The sequence below is a fragment of the Serratia sp. TSA_105.2 genome (genome assembly GCF_052692115.1).
In genome coordinates, this window is record NZ_JBQZFT010000002.1 from 1 (window position 1) to 15,294 (window position 15,294).

The window sequence follows — 15,294 nt, forward strand, 5'->3', positions numbered from 1 at the left end:
CGCAACGTTATACGTTGCGGCTTCCTCAAAAGCTTAACTGACAAGCATTACGCTCTATGCGCCCTTGATTATTTCTGCCGGGAAATAATCGCTACCACACCGCCGGCTCTTCGCGCAGGAACGGGTTGGTCTGGCGCTCGTGGCCAAAGGTCGACATCGGGCCGTGGCCGGGAATAAAGCGCATATCGTCGCCCAACGGCAGCAGCTTGGTGCGAATAGAGGCAATCAGCGCCTGATGGTCACCGCGCGGGAAGTCGCTGCGCCCCACGCCACCGTTAAACAGCACGTCGCCCACCAGCGCCAAACGCGCTTGCTCATTGATAAAGACGATGTGGCCCGGCGTATGCCCGGGGCAATGCAGCACCTTGAGCGTCATTTCGCCCACCTGCATCTCATCGCCTTCCGACAGCCAGCGAGTCGGCGTCAGCGGCGCGCACTCTTCCAGCCCGAACATCCGGCTCTGCGCCGGCAAACCATCCAGCCAAAACGCGTCTTCTTTATCCGGGCCGTAGATTGGCACCTGATAATGGTCCGCCAGCTCCGCCGCCGCACCGACGTGATCCAAATGGCCGTGCGTCAGCAAAATTTGGGTGATCGCCACCCCCTGCTGCGCGACTTCCGCTTTGATTTTTTCCGCTTCACCGCCGGGATCGACCAACGCCGCCTGCTGCGTGTTTTCGCACCAGATCAGGCTGCAATTCTGGCTAAAGGCGGTAACGGGGATAAGATGGTATTTCATAAGGCTCCAACGACAATAACGCCGCTTCCGCAAGGGGCGGCGTTATTCACTGACGGCACAGCGATTACCAGGTCCGAACCGGGCCGGTATCGATGTGTACGAAGTTGCTACGTGGGTAATATCCTACACCACCGGCGCGCATTTTTAACGCCGCTTTGCGGATATTACTCAATTGGATGCCTTCGATGTGGAAATCCATCGCCTGACCCTTGGTGTGGTAGCTGTGCTTGGCCACGCCGCGGCTGTGTGCGCGCAATTCGTTGTTGGTATCTACGGAGCGGTAACCGGAGATCAGCTGCACCGGCTTGCTGGTGCCCAGCAGCCCCTGCAGACGATAAAGGTGATCAAACAAGCGGGGATCGATCGATTTAACCTTGTTGGCGCGATAATCACGGAACAGATGATTTAACCGCACCAACTCTTCTTTATTGTACCCTTTGCCGTCAAAGAACTCGGCTTTAATAGATTCACCGGTATTCAGGTTATTCAGCACTAAAATACGCGGTCGAGCGGTGGAAAGACTGGCAAACGCCTGCCCTGGGAGCAGCGCTATGCCCATAGCGGCGCCACCTAGCGCCAGCCATTTACGGCGGTGATGATCAATTTTGTCCATGACTCTGTTAAACCCGGCAAGAATGTCAAAATAAATGCACAAAGCAGCGCACTGTCCGAACCATAACCGCCTGCGTATGCTGAGTCAACCCGCGATACGCCTAGGTTTACAGGCCCCCGGCGACGAGGGCCTGCGGTATAGCCAAACATTCTGACCGTTATTTATTTATAATTACTGCATTTACTGCATTAATTTTTTGGCCTGAGCCAAAATTTGTGCGCCCGATCGCACCGTATTATCATAATTGTAAATATCTGTACGGAATTGCGGTTGGCCGTCATCCGAAACCCAGGCGGTCAGATAATACAGTTTTACGGGAATACGCTGGCGAATATTCACATAAGTGGTATTCCCCTCTTTCAGCGTGGAAGACACGCGGCTGTTGTTCCAGCCGGCGTCCTGCAGCAGCATATTCGCCAAATCGGAAGCCTTATTCACCCGCACGCAGCCGGAGCTGAGCGCACGGATGTCTTTCTGGAACAGGCTATGGTTCGGGGTGTCGTGCAGGTAGATGGCGTCCGAGCTCGGCATATTGAACTTGAAACGCCCCAGCGAGTTGGTCGCCCCCGGCGCCTGACGGACGCGATACGGGAAGTTGCGCGCAGAAACCATGCTCCAGTCGATCATCGCCGGGTTGATCACTTCCGCATCGTTGCTCCAGCCCGACAACACCGTATAGCCGTGTTTCTGGAAGTAGTTACCGTCACGCATCGCTTTCGGCACGATGTCCTCACGCACCAGGGTAGTCGGCACGTTCCACGGCGGGTTGACCACCACGTTGTTCAACGCGCTGCTCATCAGCGGTGTCTTACGGCTCGGCCGCCCGACGATAACGCGGGAAGACAGCACCTCATTGCCGTTCTGGTAGTAGGTCAGCGAATAGTTGGGAATGTTCACCATAATGCCGGTGCCGACATGCCCCGGTAAAATTCGCAGGCGTTGGATATTCAACGCCAGCAGCGCGGCGCGGGTTTTCGGTGACACGTTGAGCCACTCACGGGTGCGCACGCCGATCACGCCGTCCGCCGTCAGCCCCTGCCATTTCTGGAAGCGCTTGACGCCTTCCACCAGCTCGTCGGTATAGAGGTTGTCGCTCACCACGCTGCCCATCTGCGGCGGCGTCTGTTCCGCGGTCAGCTCCGTCACCGGCGCCGCCGATGGGCTGACCGTCACGCGGCTTTTCTCTTCGTCTACCGTCAGCCCGCCGTCGTCGGGCTCATTGATCTTCGCCGAGACCACCGCCGGTTCCGCTTCCGCTTCCGGCGCCGAGGCAGCCAGCATACCGGTGCGCGTCAGGATCTCACGCAGCACCGGGATATCATTGCTCATTTGGCCTGGGCGCAGGCTCGGGCCGCTGCCCACCTGGGGCCAGGGACGATTGTCCGCCAGCATGTCGCGCAGCGCCTGATGCATCTTGGCGTATTGCGGATGCTGCGGCGCGAGCGAATTCACGTAGCTCAGAGTACGCGCCTGACGCACCGCCAACTGCCATTGGTTGATCACCGCGGTGGGCGGCAAGCCAAGCTTGTAGGGAATATTACTGTACAGCCAGTTGTTGCCGTTGGCACCGATGGCGGAGACGAACTGCAAATAGCCCAGCATTGCATCGGACAGCACCGCATCGCGACCCGCTTCACTGAGCGCCGGATCGGTCAACATCTTGACCCATTGGGTAAACTGCGGCTGTACGCCGGACATCGCCAGCTCGGCCAGCTGCTGCTGAAACTGCTGAACGGCCTCGCGATCCTGCCACATCGGCTGCATGTGATTCGCCGCATACAGCGGCGCCAGCGTGGACAGGTAGTGCAAATCCATGCCGCGCGGCAACGCGGCCAGCAGTTCAGAACGGCTCTGCGCAACGGACATGCCTGCTGATGCCACCGGCAACGCCGTGACGGTGGCCGATGCGGAAAACGACGACACAAGACTACAGGCGATAGCGCCACTCAGCGCCAAACGTCGTAGAGAGTTTCCCTTTTTAAGCAACATCCCTTGCCCCCTGTATGCTCACAAAAAAAACGTCAAAAACTGCATATAGTTTCAGTATACAAACAGAAAGGCCGTTTCGCCCTGCGGGCGTCGAATAACTGTTTATGTGAGTAAACTAACCGCTTTTCAACGGATAAAAAAGCAGGACTATCATCCACGCATACAAAAAAATAGCCACCCTGCGGCGGCTATTTTCGGATTTTTAGGGCGTTTTTCTGCCTTACGGCGTTTCAACCGGCGCAGTGCCCAGCGCCGGTGGCTCGCCGGCGAAACCGCGCAGCCCCACCACGTGCACATGCTCGTGGTTCTGGAACACCTTACGCACCAGTTTATAGGTGGTGCCCTTCTCCGGACTGATGTTTTCCGGCGCCGCGATAATCAGCTGCATCTCCAGACGGTCGCACAGTTCGAACAGCGTAGCGATCGACTTGGCGTCCAGACGCGCCGCTTCATCGAGGAACAGCAGGCGACACGGCGAGATGTCTTTACCACGCAGGCGGCGGGATTCTTCTTCCCAGCTCTGCACCACCATCACCAGGATTGACATCCCGGTACCGATGGCTTCACCGGTAGACAACGCGCCGCTTTCCGCACGCAGCCAGCCGTCGGAGCCACGGTATACCTCCACTTCCATCTCCAGGTAGTTGCGGTAGTCCAGCAACTCCTCGCCGATGGTCTGTGGCGTGCGCTGCCCCATGTCGATCTGCGGGTTCAGGCGCTGATACAGCTTGGCCAACGCTTCGGAGAAGGTCAGACGGTTGCTGTTGAACAGATCCTGATGTTGCTCCTGCTGCTCGGAGAGCACGTCCAGCAGGGTGGCATGCGCTTCGCGCACATTGACGTTCAGGCGCACGCTCTTAACCTGGCCGAAGGAAACGGCCTGCAGCCCCTGGTTCAGCATGCGAATGCGGTTCTGCTCGCGCTGAATGGTTTTGCGAATGATGTTGGCCACGCTTTTCGAACTGATCGCCAATTTCTGCTCGCGCGCGGTCAGCTCTTCGGTCAGACGGCCCAGCTCAATTTCCATCTGCTCGATGGCCTCGACCGGATCGTCGGTGCGGATGATGTCCTGACGGATACGCTCGCGCAGATGCTGGTAGACCGCGATATAAAACTGAATCTTACGCTCCGGCCGCTTCGGATCTTCCGACAGGCGCAGCACGTCGCGCAGGTGTTCGTTGTCCGCCACGGCCAGACGCAGCGCGCCGAGCGCCTTATCCGACATCGAACGCAGTTCGTCGCCATCCATATACGCCAGCTCGCGGCGATGCAGGCGGCGTTCCACGCCGTTGTCTTTCACCAGGCGCATCACCGCGCACCAGCCCGCCTTGGCGGTCACCACCTGCTCGCGCAGTTGATGATAATCGCGTTCCAGCTTGCGCAGTTTCTTCTGCAGGCCGTCCATTTCGGCTTCGCAGAAGGTCAGCTGTTTCTCCAGCTGATTGCGGCGAGCGCGGTTGTTGCTCAGCGCCGCATGCAGTTCATCGCGACGCGCGCGGGCGCGCGCTTCGGCGTTGGCGTCGGCCTGCACGCCGATGTCCACCAGCTCCTGGCTCAGCTCTTTCAGCATGTCGCGCTTGGCGTCATACGAACTTTTCAGCGAGGCCAGCACCTGGCTGTACTGGGTGAACTGGGTTTGATACTGACGCAGCTGCTCGCGGGCGCGGGCGCGTTCGGCTTCCGCCTGCTCCAGGCGCTGGCGCAGCTTGTCGTTGAGATCGTTGTTGGCATTCTGCATGCCGGCAGAGTCGGTGTAGCTGAAGTGCGCGCGACGCTGCACCACTTCAGTCAGCGCGAACGCCTGCTGTTTAGCCTGACGCTGCACGCTTTGCGCCTGCGCGTAATCCTGCTGCAACTGTTCATGCTGCTGCGGATCGCTCTGCAGCACCGACAGCAGCGGTTCCAGCTTGGCCAGCGACACGCCGTGCTGTTGGATATGACGCGCGGCGTCCTGCGCTTCTTCCAGTTCTTCGCGGATCTCGTCGACGCGGTCCTGCAAGGTTTCATCGTTCAGCAACGACACCAGCGGCATCAGGCGGTTGAGCGCGGAAATGCCCTCTTTGGCCTGTTCGTACTGCTGACGCTGCTGCTGGTTCTGCGCTTCGTGATTGTTCAGCGCGCGTTCGATCTCGCCACGACGGGCGTTCAGGCCGCGGATCTCCGCTTCCGGGTCGGCGTCGAACGCCACCGCCAGATGGGTACCGATAAAGCGGCTGAAAGCCTGGTGCGAACGCTGGGTTTTCTGCACGTCGAACGACAGCGTGGCATAGCGCTCCGCCAGCGTTTCACGCTCGGCATGCAGCACTTCCAGGCGGTTTTCGCGCGCCGCGCGGCCGAACAACGGCACTTCCGGGTAGCGGGAGTAACGCCACTGGCGATCGGCGATCTTCACCACCACCGCTTTGTCCTGCTCTTCGACGGCGAACACGCTGTCATCGAACGACTGCGGATCCCCTTCGATCAGATAAAGATCTTCCGGGCAATCTTCCAGCCCTTCCAGCATCTCGCGCACCAGCGACAGATCCGGCACCACAATGGCGTGGCGCGAAGGGCCGTACAGCGCCGAGAAGTAAGGCGCGTCGTCGATGGTGACGTCATCGTAAATTTCCGACAGCAGCACGCCGCCGAAACGTTCGGCCAGCGTGACCAGGCGTTGATCTTCCGCGCCGCCCGGCTGGCTGAGACGTTCGATCTGCGCTTCCACTTCACGTTTGCGGGCCGCCACGTCGTCGCGCTCGACGGTGGTTTCACGCTCGCGCTCCAGCAGTTGCTGCATGTATTCGGTCACCTGCTGGCTGTTTTCCAGCGGCTCTCCGCTCTGATCGCTGAGCTGGCCCAGGGCGTCCTGCGCCGCCAGCCACACCGGCGCGCGCGCCGTCAGCTCACGGATGCGCTGCTGGATCTGCTCCAGCTCCTGGCGCATCTCCATGCGGCGTTCGCCGGCTTCGCTGACGTTCTGCGACAGCGCTTCCAGGCGCTCTTCCAGCTCCTGCTGCAGCATATCGAGATCGTCAGGCTGGTACTCTTGGCCATGGCGTTTGCAAAACTCTTGCAGCAGACGCTCGGCGTCCTGCTGCGAGCGCAGACGCTGTTCCAGTTCGCTCAGGCGCAGGCGCAGCGGCTGAACGCGCTCGGCGAGGTGCTGCTGTGAAGGCCAGTCGCGCAGCAATTCGCGCGCGCACTGCCAGGCTTCGCTGCGGCTGACCTGGCCGGCGATTTTCCCCACCAGCTGATAGGCCTGTTCGAACTGGCCGTGCGCGGCGTCGGCCACGCTCAGCTTCTGTTCCAGCATCAGCAACGCTTCGGTCGCTTCCTGTTCGCGGGCCTGGAAGGTGTCCAGCCACTGTTCGGCGTTATCGGCGGTCAGATCCGGTAGTTGGCACAGGGCGCGTGCGCGCTCCAACGCCTGCAGCGCCTGCTGGTACTGAATGGCGCGGGTCTGCTGCACGTCGAGCGCCTGCTGGTAGTCGGCCAGCTGGCTCTTCAGCTCATCCACTTCCAGCTCGGCCGCTTCGGCGCGCGCTTCGTTTTCGGCCTGCTGCTCGCTCGCCTCAGCTACCACTTCGTTCTGCTCTTCCAGACGGTAGGTCAGCTCTTCCAGATCGGCTTCATAGCGTTCGATCTTCTCCTGCTGACGCATCGCCGTCTGCACCAGATTCAGGTGGTCGCTGGCGGCCTGGTAATCGGTTTCCAGATCGGATTCGGCACCGCTCTGTTCGCTCAGCTCACGCGCCATTTCCACATGGCGATACTGTTCAGCGGCCAGCTGCTTGCGGCTGCCCAACAGATCGCTGCGCAGCGCCAGCGCGCCGTCCAGATGAATGCGGCGTTCGTTGGCGTGGCGCATATAGTCCGCCGCCACATAGGAAGTGGCCTCGGAGATCAGATGCTTGAACAAGTCGCGGTCCGACTGGGTGACGCGGATCGCCTCCAGCGTCATGCGGTTTTCGCGCAGCGCCGCTTCCATGTCCTGGAACGCCTTGCGCACGCCGCTGTTTTCAGGCAGCAGGTAATCGCGCAGCGAGCGGGTGATGGCGCTGGAAATACCGCCGTACAGCGACGCTTCAATCAGACGGTAGAACTTGCTGCGATCGGCGGACGAACGCAGGCGTTTCGGGATCACGCCCAGATCGAACATCAGCGAGTGGTAATCGGTGATGGAGTTGAACTGCTTGAACTGCACGCCCTCCATCTCTTCCACGCGATCTTTCAGCTCTTGCAGCGACAGCACGCGCGCCTGGCGCTCACCCACCGTCTGGGTCAGCAGCTCGGTCGGCTGTACCGCGGTCGGCAGGCCCTGAATGGTGAAGGGTTTGATGTCGACCTTGCGATCGCGCCCCGCCACCTGCTGCAGACGCACGCCCACCACCACGCGCTGATGGCGCGAGTTGACGACGTCGAGGGTGGAGTAACACACGCCGGCGCGCAGCTTGCCGTGCAGGCCTTTATCGCGCGAGCCGCTGGTGGCGCCCGCTTCGGTGGTGTTACGGAAGTGCAGCAGCGTCAGATCGGGGATCAGTGCGGTGACGAAGGCCGCCATGGTGGTGGATTTCCCTGCCCCGTTACCGCCGGACAGCGTGGTCACCAGCTCATCCAGATCAAAGGTGCGGGCGAAGAAGCCGTTCCAGTTAACCAGCGTCAGCGAGCGAAATTTACCGCGTTCAATCATTCCTGTTCATCCTCTGCACCATCAGGAGCGTTATCAACCTGCTGATCCTCAGCCTCATTCTCATCGTTCAGCGACAGGCTGGTTTCAACCGGCATCGCCTCGCCGTCGCGAATCATGCGCAGCTGCGCTTCACGCGGATCGTCGCCGCTGCGCACGTCGGCGCCGAAGCGGAACACCGCCTCGGTAATGCGGAACTTGCTGCTGTCATTGCCCATGAAGTAGACCATGCCGAGGCGGCGCAGGCGGTTCAGCGAGGTGCGCACCTTTTCGTGCAGCTTCTGCCGATCGAGATCCGAGCCGGTGGAGCGCTGGTTGACGAACTTCAGCAGCTTGTTCTCATCGGCCAGGCTCAGCAGCTCGTCGTACAGCTCCTGATGGCTGAAAATGCCCTCATGCGCCAGGCGCTCGGGGCTGAGATACAGGTAGCACAAGATTTTACCGACCATCATATCCAGTTCGGACAGCACCGAACGCGGGATCAGCGTGGTGGAGCGCGGGCGCAAATAGAAGAAACCTTCCGGCGCCCGAATCAGCTCGACGCTGTAACGGGTGTAAAATTCTTCCAGCTCATCCTGGAAATCCATTAAAAAGGCGTGATTGTCCAGCTCATCGATACCGATGTGACGACCCGCGCGCAGTTGGCTGTCCAGCGCCGGGAACAGCGAGTTGGACAGTGCCTTGGCCAGCTTGACTGGCATTACTTGTTCAATATTTGTCGATGACATGGGCCTGGACCTTGGCTCCGTAATCATTGATTGCCTGCCATTCCGCCGGCAACCCTGAGAAATCTGCTTCAGCCACACCGAGGCGCACTGCCTGGTCGACCACTAAGCGTGCCACGTCGAAATGACGCGCACGCGGATATTGCGCCAGATAATCGCGCATCACCGCTGCAAGGTTGAGCGGCATCTGCTGTTCCTGATACACCTTCAGCGCCTCTTCGATCATCGCCGCCAGCTGTTCGCGAATTTCGCTGAACTCTTCGAACTCCAGATCCGGCGGCAGTTCCCCGGTCACTTCCTCACTGCGCAGTGCCAGTTCTTCGTCGCGCATGTCCAGCAGGCGATCGGCATTGGCATGGGTCAGCGCCCACGGGTGGTCGAAATAGGTTTGCACCGACTGGCGCAGGCGTTGGGCGAACACGCGGTTTTTATCCATATCGATAGCGGTACGGATAAATTTATGTACGTGGCGATCGTAGCCGATCCACAGGTCGATCGCCTGCTGGCCCCAGCTGATGATGCGATCCAGCTTGCTCTGCAGATCGAACACCAGCTTGTCGACGAAGCCCAGCTCCACGTTGCCGAGGGTCGCGTCCTGAATGCGCAGCAGGTTGGCCTGCAGCTTATCGCCCGCCGCATCCAGCGTATCCTGCAGCTCGCGCAGGGTGCCCGAGGTTTCCGACAGGAGCATCTCGCAGCTGGAGATCGCCGCCCGCCAGTCTTTGCTCAGCAACGCCGCGATGTCGTTTTTCACGCTCTGCTGCTGCTCGTCCATCACGCGTTGGGTCATGTCGATGCTGTCGAAGATTTCCGCCACCGAATATTTCAACGGCGCGAACACGTTGCGGTGCCAATGGAAATCGTCACCGCCCTCGTCGGCGGCGTCGGCGGCGCGCTTGAGCTCCTGCGCCACGATCGACAGCTGCATCGACAGACGCAGCGTGGAGAATTCGCGTTGGCGAATATAGTAATCGGTAATGCCGATACCCAGCGGCGTGAGGCGGTAAATCGCGTTGCCGTCCGCCAGTTCGCTGGTAAAGCGGTTCAACAGGCGCTGGCGCACCATGTCGTTGATCGCATTGTTGGCGCGCATCGCCACCGTTTCATGCGTCTGTTCAAAACCCTTGCTGACATGGCGAAATGCATCAACCAGCTCACCTTCGCTCATCTCGCCGTCCAGCCGTTCGCCGTTCAGGGTGGCGATGGCGAGCAGAAATGCGAGACGCTCCGTAGGGAGCGAAATAGAGAAATCATTTTTCCGTGCCCAGGCGACCAGTTCGGGTACTGTCTGGGAAAATTCACTCATAGTTCGTCCTTCAGGTTTGGTTTATGCGCCATGACGTGAATATAGCGCCCCAAACTCACGTACGGCTCCTGCCGGCAATAGTGCTGTTCAAGCGCCAGTAACTCTTCAAATTTTTGTGTTTGCAGCTGTCTGCTCTGCAGATAGTCGTGGAACACCCGCACGCCGGTTTTGCCGCTGATACGCATGCCCAGCTGTTCCAGCCAACCGTAGACCAATAGCGGATCGTGCGGGTATTGCGGCGACAGCGAACGCTTGCGGCGGCGTCTGACCTCGGGCTCCACCAGTTGGAAATTACCCAACACCACGTTACGCATCAAGAGGCCGTTGGCGTTGAAGAACATCAGCGACAGCGCGCCGCCCGGCGTCAGGCAGTCATACAACGCCTGCAGCGCCGCTTCGGGCTCGGCGATCCATTCAAGCACTGCATGAAACAATATCAGATCAACCGGCTGTTCCAAATGTTGAGCGATATCCTGCGCAGAACTTTGTACGAATTGCATGTTCTGGCTCACACCTTTCTGTTCCGCCAGCTGCGCGGCGCGCTGGATCATCTCACCAGAAAGATCGCACAACAACACCTGATGTCCTAATTCTGCCAGCTGGCAGGCCATATGGCCTTCACCGCCCCCGGCGTCGAGGATGCGCAGCGGCCGCTGCGGCAACTGCGCCAGCAACCCGGTCAGATCCTGCCAAACCACCGCCTGGCGGATTTTTCCTTTCGTGGTGCCGTAAATATTACGCGCAAATTTTTCAGCAATATCGTCAAAATTGCGATCCTGCATGGACAACGGCTCCGCTGATCTCATTCTTGTCGGCGGCAAAGCGCACGCCCATTCAAACCTGCTATTTTGGCACAGACTGGCTTAGAATGTATCTTCTTGCGGCCTGTTTATGCCTGGATGCCGCTTTTTCACCCAAAAGGATCTGATTTTCGATGCTGTTCAACCTGAAAAAGTTCTTTGGCGCCATGCTGATGCCGCTGCCGCTGTTGATGCTGCTGATGGGGCTGGCGCTGCTGCTGCTGTGGTTCACCCGCTGGCAAAAAAGCGGTAAGACGATTTTTACGCTGAGCTGGCTGTTTTTACTGCTTTTCAGCCTGCAGCCGGTGGCCGACCGGCTGCTGAGGCCGATCGAAGCCCAATACCAGACTTATCGCGGCAACGATCCGGTCAGTTACATCGTGGTGTTGGGCGGGGGCTATACCTACAATCCCGATTGGGCACCCAGCTCGAATTTACTCGGCAACAGCCTGCCGCGCGTGACGGAAGGCGTGCGGCTTTACCTTGCGCATCCCGGCGCCAGAATGGTGTTTACCGGCGCATCCGCCGGCAGCATGCAAAGCAACGCCGCCACGGCGGCGCTGGTGGCCGAAAGCCTGGGCGTGCCGCGCAGCGATATGGTGATCCTGAGGGAACCGCGCGATACCGAGGAAGAAGCCGCTCAGGTCGCCAAGTTGGTCGGCGAGCAACCGTTCATTCTGGTGACCTCCGCCAACCATCTGCCGCGCGCCATGCGCTTCTTCGAGGCGAAAGGCCTGCACCCGATCCCGGCGCCGGCCAACCAGTTGGCGATCGACTCGCCGCTGAATATCTGGGATCGCGCCACACCGTCCTCGATGTTCCTCGGCCATACCGAACGTGCCTGGTATGAAACGCTGGGCAGCCTGTGGCAGTGGCTGAAAGGCGCGGATCGCGCCGGCGCCGAGTAAGGCCCGTTCAACCGGCCAGCCAGGGCAGCAGCTGTTGCGATGCATAGTCGAACGGCCGCCGCTCCAGCTTGCCGGTATGAACCAAGCGCCCTACCGCTTCCCACACCACATACAGCCAGCGCCGTGCCAGGAAAGCGTCGGCGACCGGCGCGCGCTGCAGATAGCGGAACAGCAGTTGGCTGGGCATACCCGCCTCGCACAGGCGAAAAAGATCGTATTCGCGCGGCGCCCACAGCACCACGCCGGGATTGAGCATCGCCAACAGCTGATCGCTTTTGGGATCCTTCAGCATGCTGCGCAGCGACAGGTTACCGTGCACCAGAACACAGGGATCGTCGAAGCCGACGAAGAAATGGGTCAGCGCTTCGCGCGTGCGGTACAGCAAACGCCGATCCGCCATGGTCAGCTGCGGGGTGGTGAGATTGACTACCGTCGCCCACAGCACTTCGACCCGCTGTTGATACCAGCAAAACCAGTCGTTCTCCTGCGTGCTGTCAACGCTGCCGACGCTGCCGTGGCTGTCGATGCGGTGCCAGGCCAATATCCCGTCAACGATCTGTTCCATCAGCATGTTCCAGCGATCCGGCGAGCGCGTCGGCGCTTCAGCCGACACGCCGCGCAGGCGCTCGATCAGCAGGATTTCCGTATACGGCGCCTGGTGGGTGCACACCACGCCGTACACCGTGGGCAGCCGAATATCCCCGTCGCGCGCCAGCATCGACAGCTTGTAAGCCTCCTGCTGGGCGATGCCTTGACAGATAAAGCTTTTCGCCATCAGCGGGATCGCGTTGCCCTGCCGATCGTACAGCGAATACATATGCGCATAAGGCTGCTCGCTCACCCGCTCCAGCCGGCTAATGGACTCACCCAGCACAATGCTCAGTTCAGCGCGTAACTGTTCCATAAGGCGTTCACCTCAGGCTAATAAGGGGGGATGCGTAACATCATCGAACGGTGAGCGGAAAAATTCTTCAACGCAGATCAACAAAACGGGGATCAATAATGAGGGATATTGCATCGTCGGCGCGTTGCGCGGCGCGCCGACGAACTCAGGCTCAGGGTTGGATGCTGTCGCGCACGCGCTGGAGATCTTCCGGCGTATCGACCCCCACGCTCGGGATCGCTTTCGCGACCGCCACGTGGATTTTTTCACCGTACCACAGCACGCGCAGCTGTTCCAACAGCTCGATCTGCTCAAGTTGGCTCGGCGCCCAGCTGACGTAGCGGCGCACAAAGCCGGCGCGGTACGCGTAGATGCCGATATGACGCAGCAGGCTGTCGCCGATGCTCTCTTTCGACGCGGCGAAACGTTCGCGATCCCACGGAATGGTGGCACGTGAGAAATAGAGCGCGTAGCCCTGCGCGTCCATCACGACCTTCACCGCGTTAGGGTTGAAAGCCTCTTCAGCGCTCTCGATCGGCACCGCCAGCGTCGCCATGCCGGCCTGGCTGCCCGCCAGGTTCTCTGCCACCTGACGCACGATCACCGGTGGGATCAGCGGTTCGTCGCCCTGCACGTTAACGATGATCTGATCGTCGGCAAAGCCGTAGTGCGCGATCACTTCCGCCAGACGTTCGGTGCCGGAATGGTGGTCCGGGCTGGTCATGCACACTTCGCCGCCGGCGGCTTCCACCGCTTTGGCGACTTCAGGGTGATCGGTCGCCACGATGACGCGGCTGGCGCCGGACTCGCGGGCGCGCTCCATGACGTGTACCACCATCGGCTTGCCGTGAATATCGGCCAGCGGTTTACCCGGCAAACGGGTCGAGGCGTAGCGGGCGGGAATAATAGCGATAAAACTCATGCGTGCTTCTCATCCAGCGACAGCGCGCGCGCTTCATTTTCCAACAGCACCGGAATGCCGTCGCGCAGCGGGTAAGCCAACCCGTCCGCTTTGCACACCAGTTCCTGGTTTTCTTTATTGAAATAGAGTTTTCCGTTGCATACCGGGCAGGCAACGATTTCGAGTAAACGGTGGTCCATGCATCCTCCGTAAGGGGATAGGTCATCTGGGAAAGGCTGTGAGGATAGCATAACGCCCGGCCTCAGGTTAATCACCGGTGGCGCCAACCCACCGATATTTCCTCATCGCGCGGGGGCAACCGCTTGAACTGGGGCGCATCCCGGCGTAGAATTTTGTGATACAAATCACAAAAAGGCCGTAATACGTGATCAAACGTCTGCATAAAATCATCGCTCTGTTCGCTAACTTCAGCCACTGAGCCCCTTTGTAACGAGCGGCGCTGAACTTCGTTTTACCCACCGACGGCGTCGTTCGTTATTCCACTTCCCAGCCAGCCCCCCATTCAGCGGCCAACGCCGCCGGAATGTCGCCCAGCGCGACGCGTTGCGCACCGTGCCATTTGGCCGTACGCGCGATGGCCTGCCGGATATCCTGCGCCCGCTGTTTGCCGAAGCGCACCTGCGGCTCCGTATGGAAGCTGATGATCTCGAACACCCCCTGCCGACGGTGCGCCTTGGCGTCAATGCGCCCCACCAGCTCACCGCGGTGCAGCACCGGCAGGGTGAAGTACCCATAGCGGCGTTTTTCTTTCGGCGTATAACACTCCAGCCGATAGTCAAAGTTGAACAGCTCCAGCGCCCGCCGCCGATCCCATACCACCGGATCAAAGGGGGACAGCAGGCTGGTGACCTTCGATTTGAGTTTGCCCTGTTCCGCCAGCGGCAGCAGTTCCGCCAGAGATTCATGCACATAGAACGGCCCTTCCAGCCCCTCTACCTGTACCGGCGCAATCTCCCCCTGCTCCTGCAGCTCTGCCAGCAAGGCTTTTGGCGCCACGCGTTTCAGCCGATAGTAATCTGCCAACCATTCAGCGCGAAAGATACCCAGATAGCGGCAGGTGCGGCGCAGCATCTGCCGGCGCGCCTGCTCTACAGGCAGCGTATGGCGCGCATCGTCCCAGGCCGGCAGTAACCTTTCGGTCAGATCGTAAACCCGGTGGAAGTTGCGGCGTTCGGCTACCATCAGTTTGCCGGCGGTAAACAGGATCTCCAGGTGTCGTTTCTCCGGTTTCCAGTCCCACCATCCGCTGTTGCCCTTTTTCTCAGCGCTGAAATCGGCGGAGCGCACCGGCCCCTGCTGTTCGATGTGCCGCAGCAGGCTGTCCATCGCCGCCTGGTGCTGCTGCACCCAGTCGGCTGAATATTTCCAGCCCATATCATGAGGCGCCAGCATGCGGTGCCGCAGCAAACCAAAATCCTCAATCGGCAGGAAACAGGCTTCGTGCGCCCAATATTCGAACAGCTTGCGGCCGGCAAGCGCCTGCTCCAGCCACTCCGACTGATAGGCGCCCAAACGGCTGAACAGCACCAGATACGGGCTGCGGGCGACGACGCTAATGGTATCGATTTGTAACAGCCCCATGCGCTGGATCGCGCTCACGACGTCATCGGGCTTAGCCTGGCGTTTAAGCGGAGAAAGCAGCCCCTGGGCGGCAAGGTGCAGCGCGCGAGCGGCGGTAAGGGAAATTATCGGGGTGGTCATCCTGATATCCGTGGCAAGTAGGCAGTGGCCTGATAATAGTGG

12 protein-coding genes are annotated in these 15,294 nt (G+C 60.0%); 1 reads left to right on the forward strand and 11 read right to left on the reverse strand.

Features of this window, described 5'->3' with window-relative positions:
* Positions 1 to 91 precede the first annotated feature (91 nt).
* The 7 genes from ACUTSC_RS06335 to cmoM form a co-directional block, all read right to left on the reverse strand.
* Entirely contained in the window at positions 92 to 739 is a 648-nt protein-coding gene (locus tag ACUTSC_RS06335) for an MBL fold metallo-hydrolase (RefSeq protein ID WP_197766460.1), read from the reverse strand.
* Positions 740 to 803: 64 nt separating this feature from the next.
* A complete protein-coding gene (locus tag ACUTSC_RS06340) occupies positions 804 to 1,352 on the reverse strand; it encodes a YcbK family protein (protein ID WP_025302289.1) in 549 nt (182 codons plus the stop codon).
* 180 nt (positions 1,353 to 1,532) lie between these two features.
* Positions 1,533 to 3,341 (reverse strand): L,D-transpeptidase, encoded by a 1,809-nt coding sequence (gene ldtD / locus ACUTSC_RS06345; protein WP_197766461.1) that lies wholly within the window; start codon positions 3,339 to 3,341, stop codon positions 1,533 to 1,535.
* A gap of 220 nt (positions 3,342 to 3,561) precedes the next feature.
* Positions 3,562 to 8,010, reverse strand: coding sequence for a chromosome partition protein MukB (gene mukB / locus ACUTSC_RS06350; RefSeq protein WP_197766462.1), 4,449 nt, complete (start codon positions 8,008 to 8,010; stop codon positions 3,562 to 3,564).
* Positions 8,007 to 8,735 (reverse strand): chromosome partition protein MukE, encoded by a 729-nt coding sequence (gene mukE / locus ACUTSC_RS06355; RefSeq protein ID WP_033637863.1) that lies wholly within the window; start codon positions 8,733 to 8,735, stop codon positions 8,007 to 8,009. The genes mukB and mukE overlap by 4 nt, the downstream gene beginning before the upstream one ends.
* Positions 8,716 to 10,038 (reverse strand): chromosome partition protein MukF, encoded by a 1,323-nt coding sequence (mukF, locus tag ACUTSC_RS06360; RefSeq protein WP_004928228.1) that lies wholly within the window; start codon positions 10,036 to 10,038, stop codon positions 8,716 to 8,718. The genes mukE and mukF overlap by 20 nt, the downstream gene beginning before the upstream one ends.
* Entirely contained in the window at positions 10,035 to 10,820 is a 786-nt protein-coding gene (gene cmoM / locus ACUTSC_RS06365; protein ID WP_197766463.1) for a tRNA uridine 5-oxyacetic acid(34) methyltransferase CmoM, read from the reverse strand. Before cmoM ends, mukF begins: the two co-directional genes overlap by 4 nt.
* 152 nt (positions 10,821 to 10,972) lie before the next feature.
* Here cmoM and elyC point away from each other — a divergent pair, with 152 nt between their 5' ends.
* On the forward strand, positions 10,973 to 11,746 hold the full coding sequence (gene elyC, locus ACUTSC_RS06370; protein WP_038880809.1) for an envelope biogenesis factor ElyC: 774 nt from the start codon (positions 10,973 to 10,975) through the stop codon (positions 11,744 to 11,746).
* A gap of 7 nt (positions 11,747 to 11,753) precedes the next feature.
* Here elyC and ACUTSC_RS06375 read toward each other — a convergent pair whose 3' ends face one another.
* The 4 genes from ACUTSC_RS06375 to ACUTSC_RS06390 form a co-directional block, all read right to left on the reverse strand.
* A complete protein-coding gene (locus ACUTSC_RS06375; protein WP_197766464.1) occupies positions 11,754 to 12,650 on the reverse strand; it encodes a phosphotransferase in 897 nt (298 codons plus the stop codon).
* Positions 12,651 to 12,801: 151 nt separating this feature from the next.
* A complete protein-coding gene (gene kdsB / locus ACUTSC_RS06380) occupies positions 12,802 to 13,551 on the reverse strand; it encodes a 3-deoxy-manno-octulosonate cytidylyltransferase (protein WP_004928235.1) in 750 nt (249 codons plus the stop codon).
* On the reverse strand, positions 13,548 to 13,730 hold the full coding sequence (locus tag ACUTSC_RS06385; RefSeq protein ID WP_004928237.1) for a Trm112 family protein: 183 nt from the start codon (positions 13,728 to 13,730) through the stop codon (positions 13,548 to 13,550). Before ACUTSC_RS06385 ends, kdsB begins: the two co-directional genes overlap by 4 nt.
* A gap of 295 nt (positions 13,731 to 14,025) precedes the next feature.
* Complete coding sequence (locus ACUTSC_RS06390; RefSeq protein WP_197766465.1) at positions 14,026 to 15,252, reverse strand: DNA glycosylase AlkZ-like family protein; 1,227 nt, start codon at positions 15,250 to 15,252, stop codon at positions 14,026 to 14,028.
* Positions 15,253 to 15,294: the final 42 nt, after the last annotated feature.

Excerpts from the sequence above, each read along its gene's own strand:
- mukF (WP_004928228.1), bottom strand. The coding sequence starts at position 10,038 with ATGAGTGAATTTTCCCAGACAGTACCCGAACTGGTCGCCTGGGCACGG.
- ldtD (WP_197766461.1), bottom strand. The coding sequence starts at position 3,341 with ATGTTGCTTAAAAAGGGAAACTCTCTACGACGTTTGGCGCTGAGTGGC.
- ACUTSC_RS06335 (WP_197766460.1), bottom strand. The coding sequence starts at position 739 with ATGAAATACCATCTTATCCCCGTTACCGCCTTTAGCCAGAATTGCAGC.
- kdsB (WP_004928235.1), bottom strand. The coding sequence starts at position 13,551 with ATGAGTTTTATCGCTATTATTCCCGCCCGCTACGCCTCGACCCGTTTG.
- cmoM (WP_197766463.1), bottom strand. The coding sequence starts at position 10,820 with ATGCAGGATCGCAATTTTGACGATATTGCTGAAAAATTTGCGCGTAAT.
- mukB (WP_197766462.1), bottom strand. The coding sequence starts at position 8,010 with ATGATTGAACGCGGTAAATTTCGCTCGCTGACGCTGGTTAACTGGAAC.
- ACUTSC_RS06385 (WP_004928237.1), bottom strand. The coding sequence starts at position 13,730 with ATGGACCACCGTTTACTCGAAATCGTTGCCTGCCCGGTATGCAACGGA.
- ACUTSC_RS06340 (WP_025302289.1), bottom strand. The coding sequence starts at position 1,352 with ATGGACAAAATTGATCATCACCGCCGTAAATGGCTGGCGCTAGGTGGC.
- ACUTSC_RS06390 (WP_197766465.1), bottom strand. The coding sequence starts at position 15,252 with ATGACCACCCCGATAATTTCCCTTACCGCCGCTCGCGCGCTGCACCTT.
- elyC (WP_038880809.1), top strand. The coding sequence starts at position 10,973 with ATGCTGTTCAACCTGAAAAAGTTCTTTGGCGCCATGCTGATGCCGCTG.
- mukE (WP_033637863.1), bottom strand. The coding sequence starts at position 8,735 with ATGTCATCGACAAATATTGAACAAGTAATGCCAGTCAAGCTGGCCAAG.
- ACUTSC_RS06375 (WP_197766464.1), bottom strand. The coding sequence starts at position 12,650 with ATGGAACAGTTACGCGCTGAACTGAGCATTGTGCTGGGTGAGTCCATT.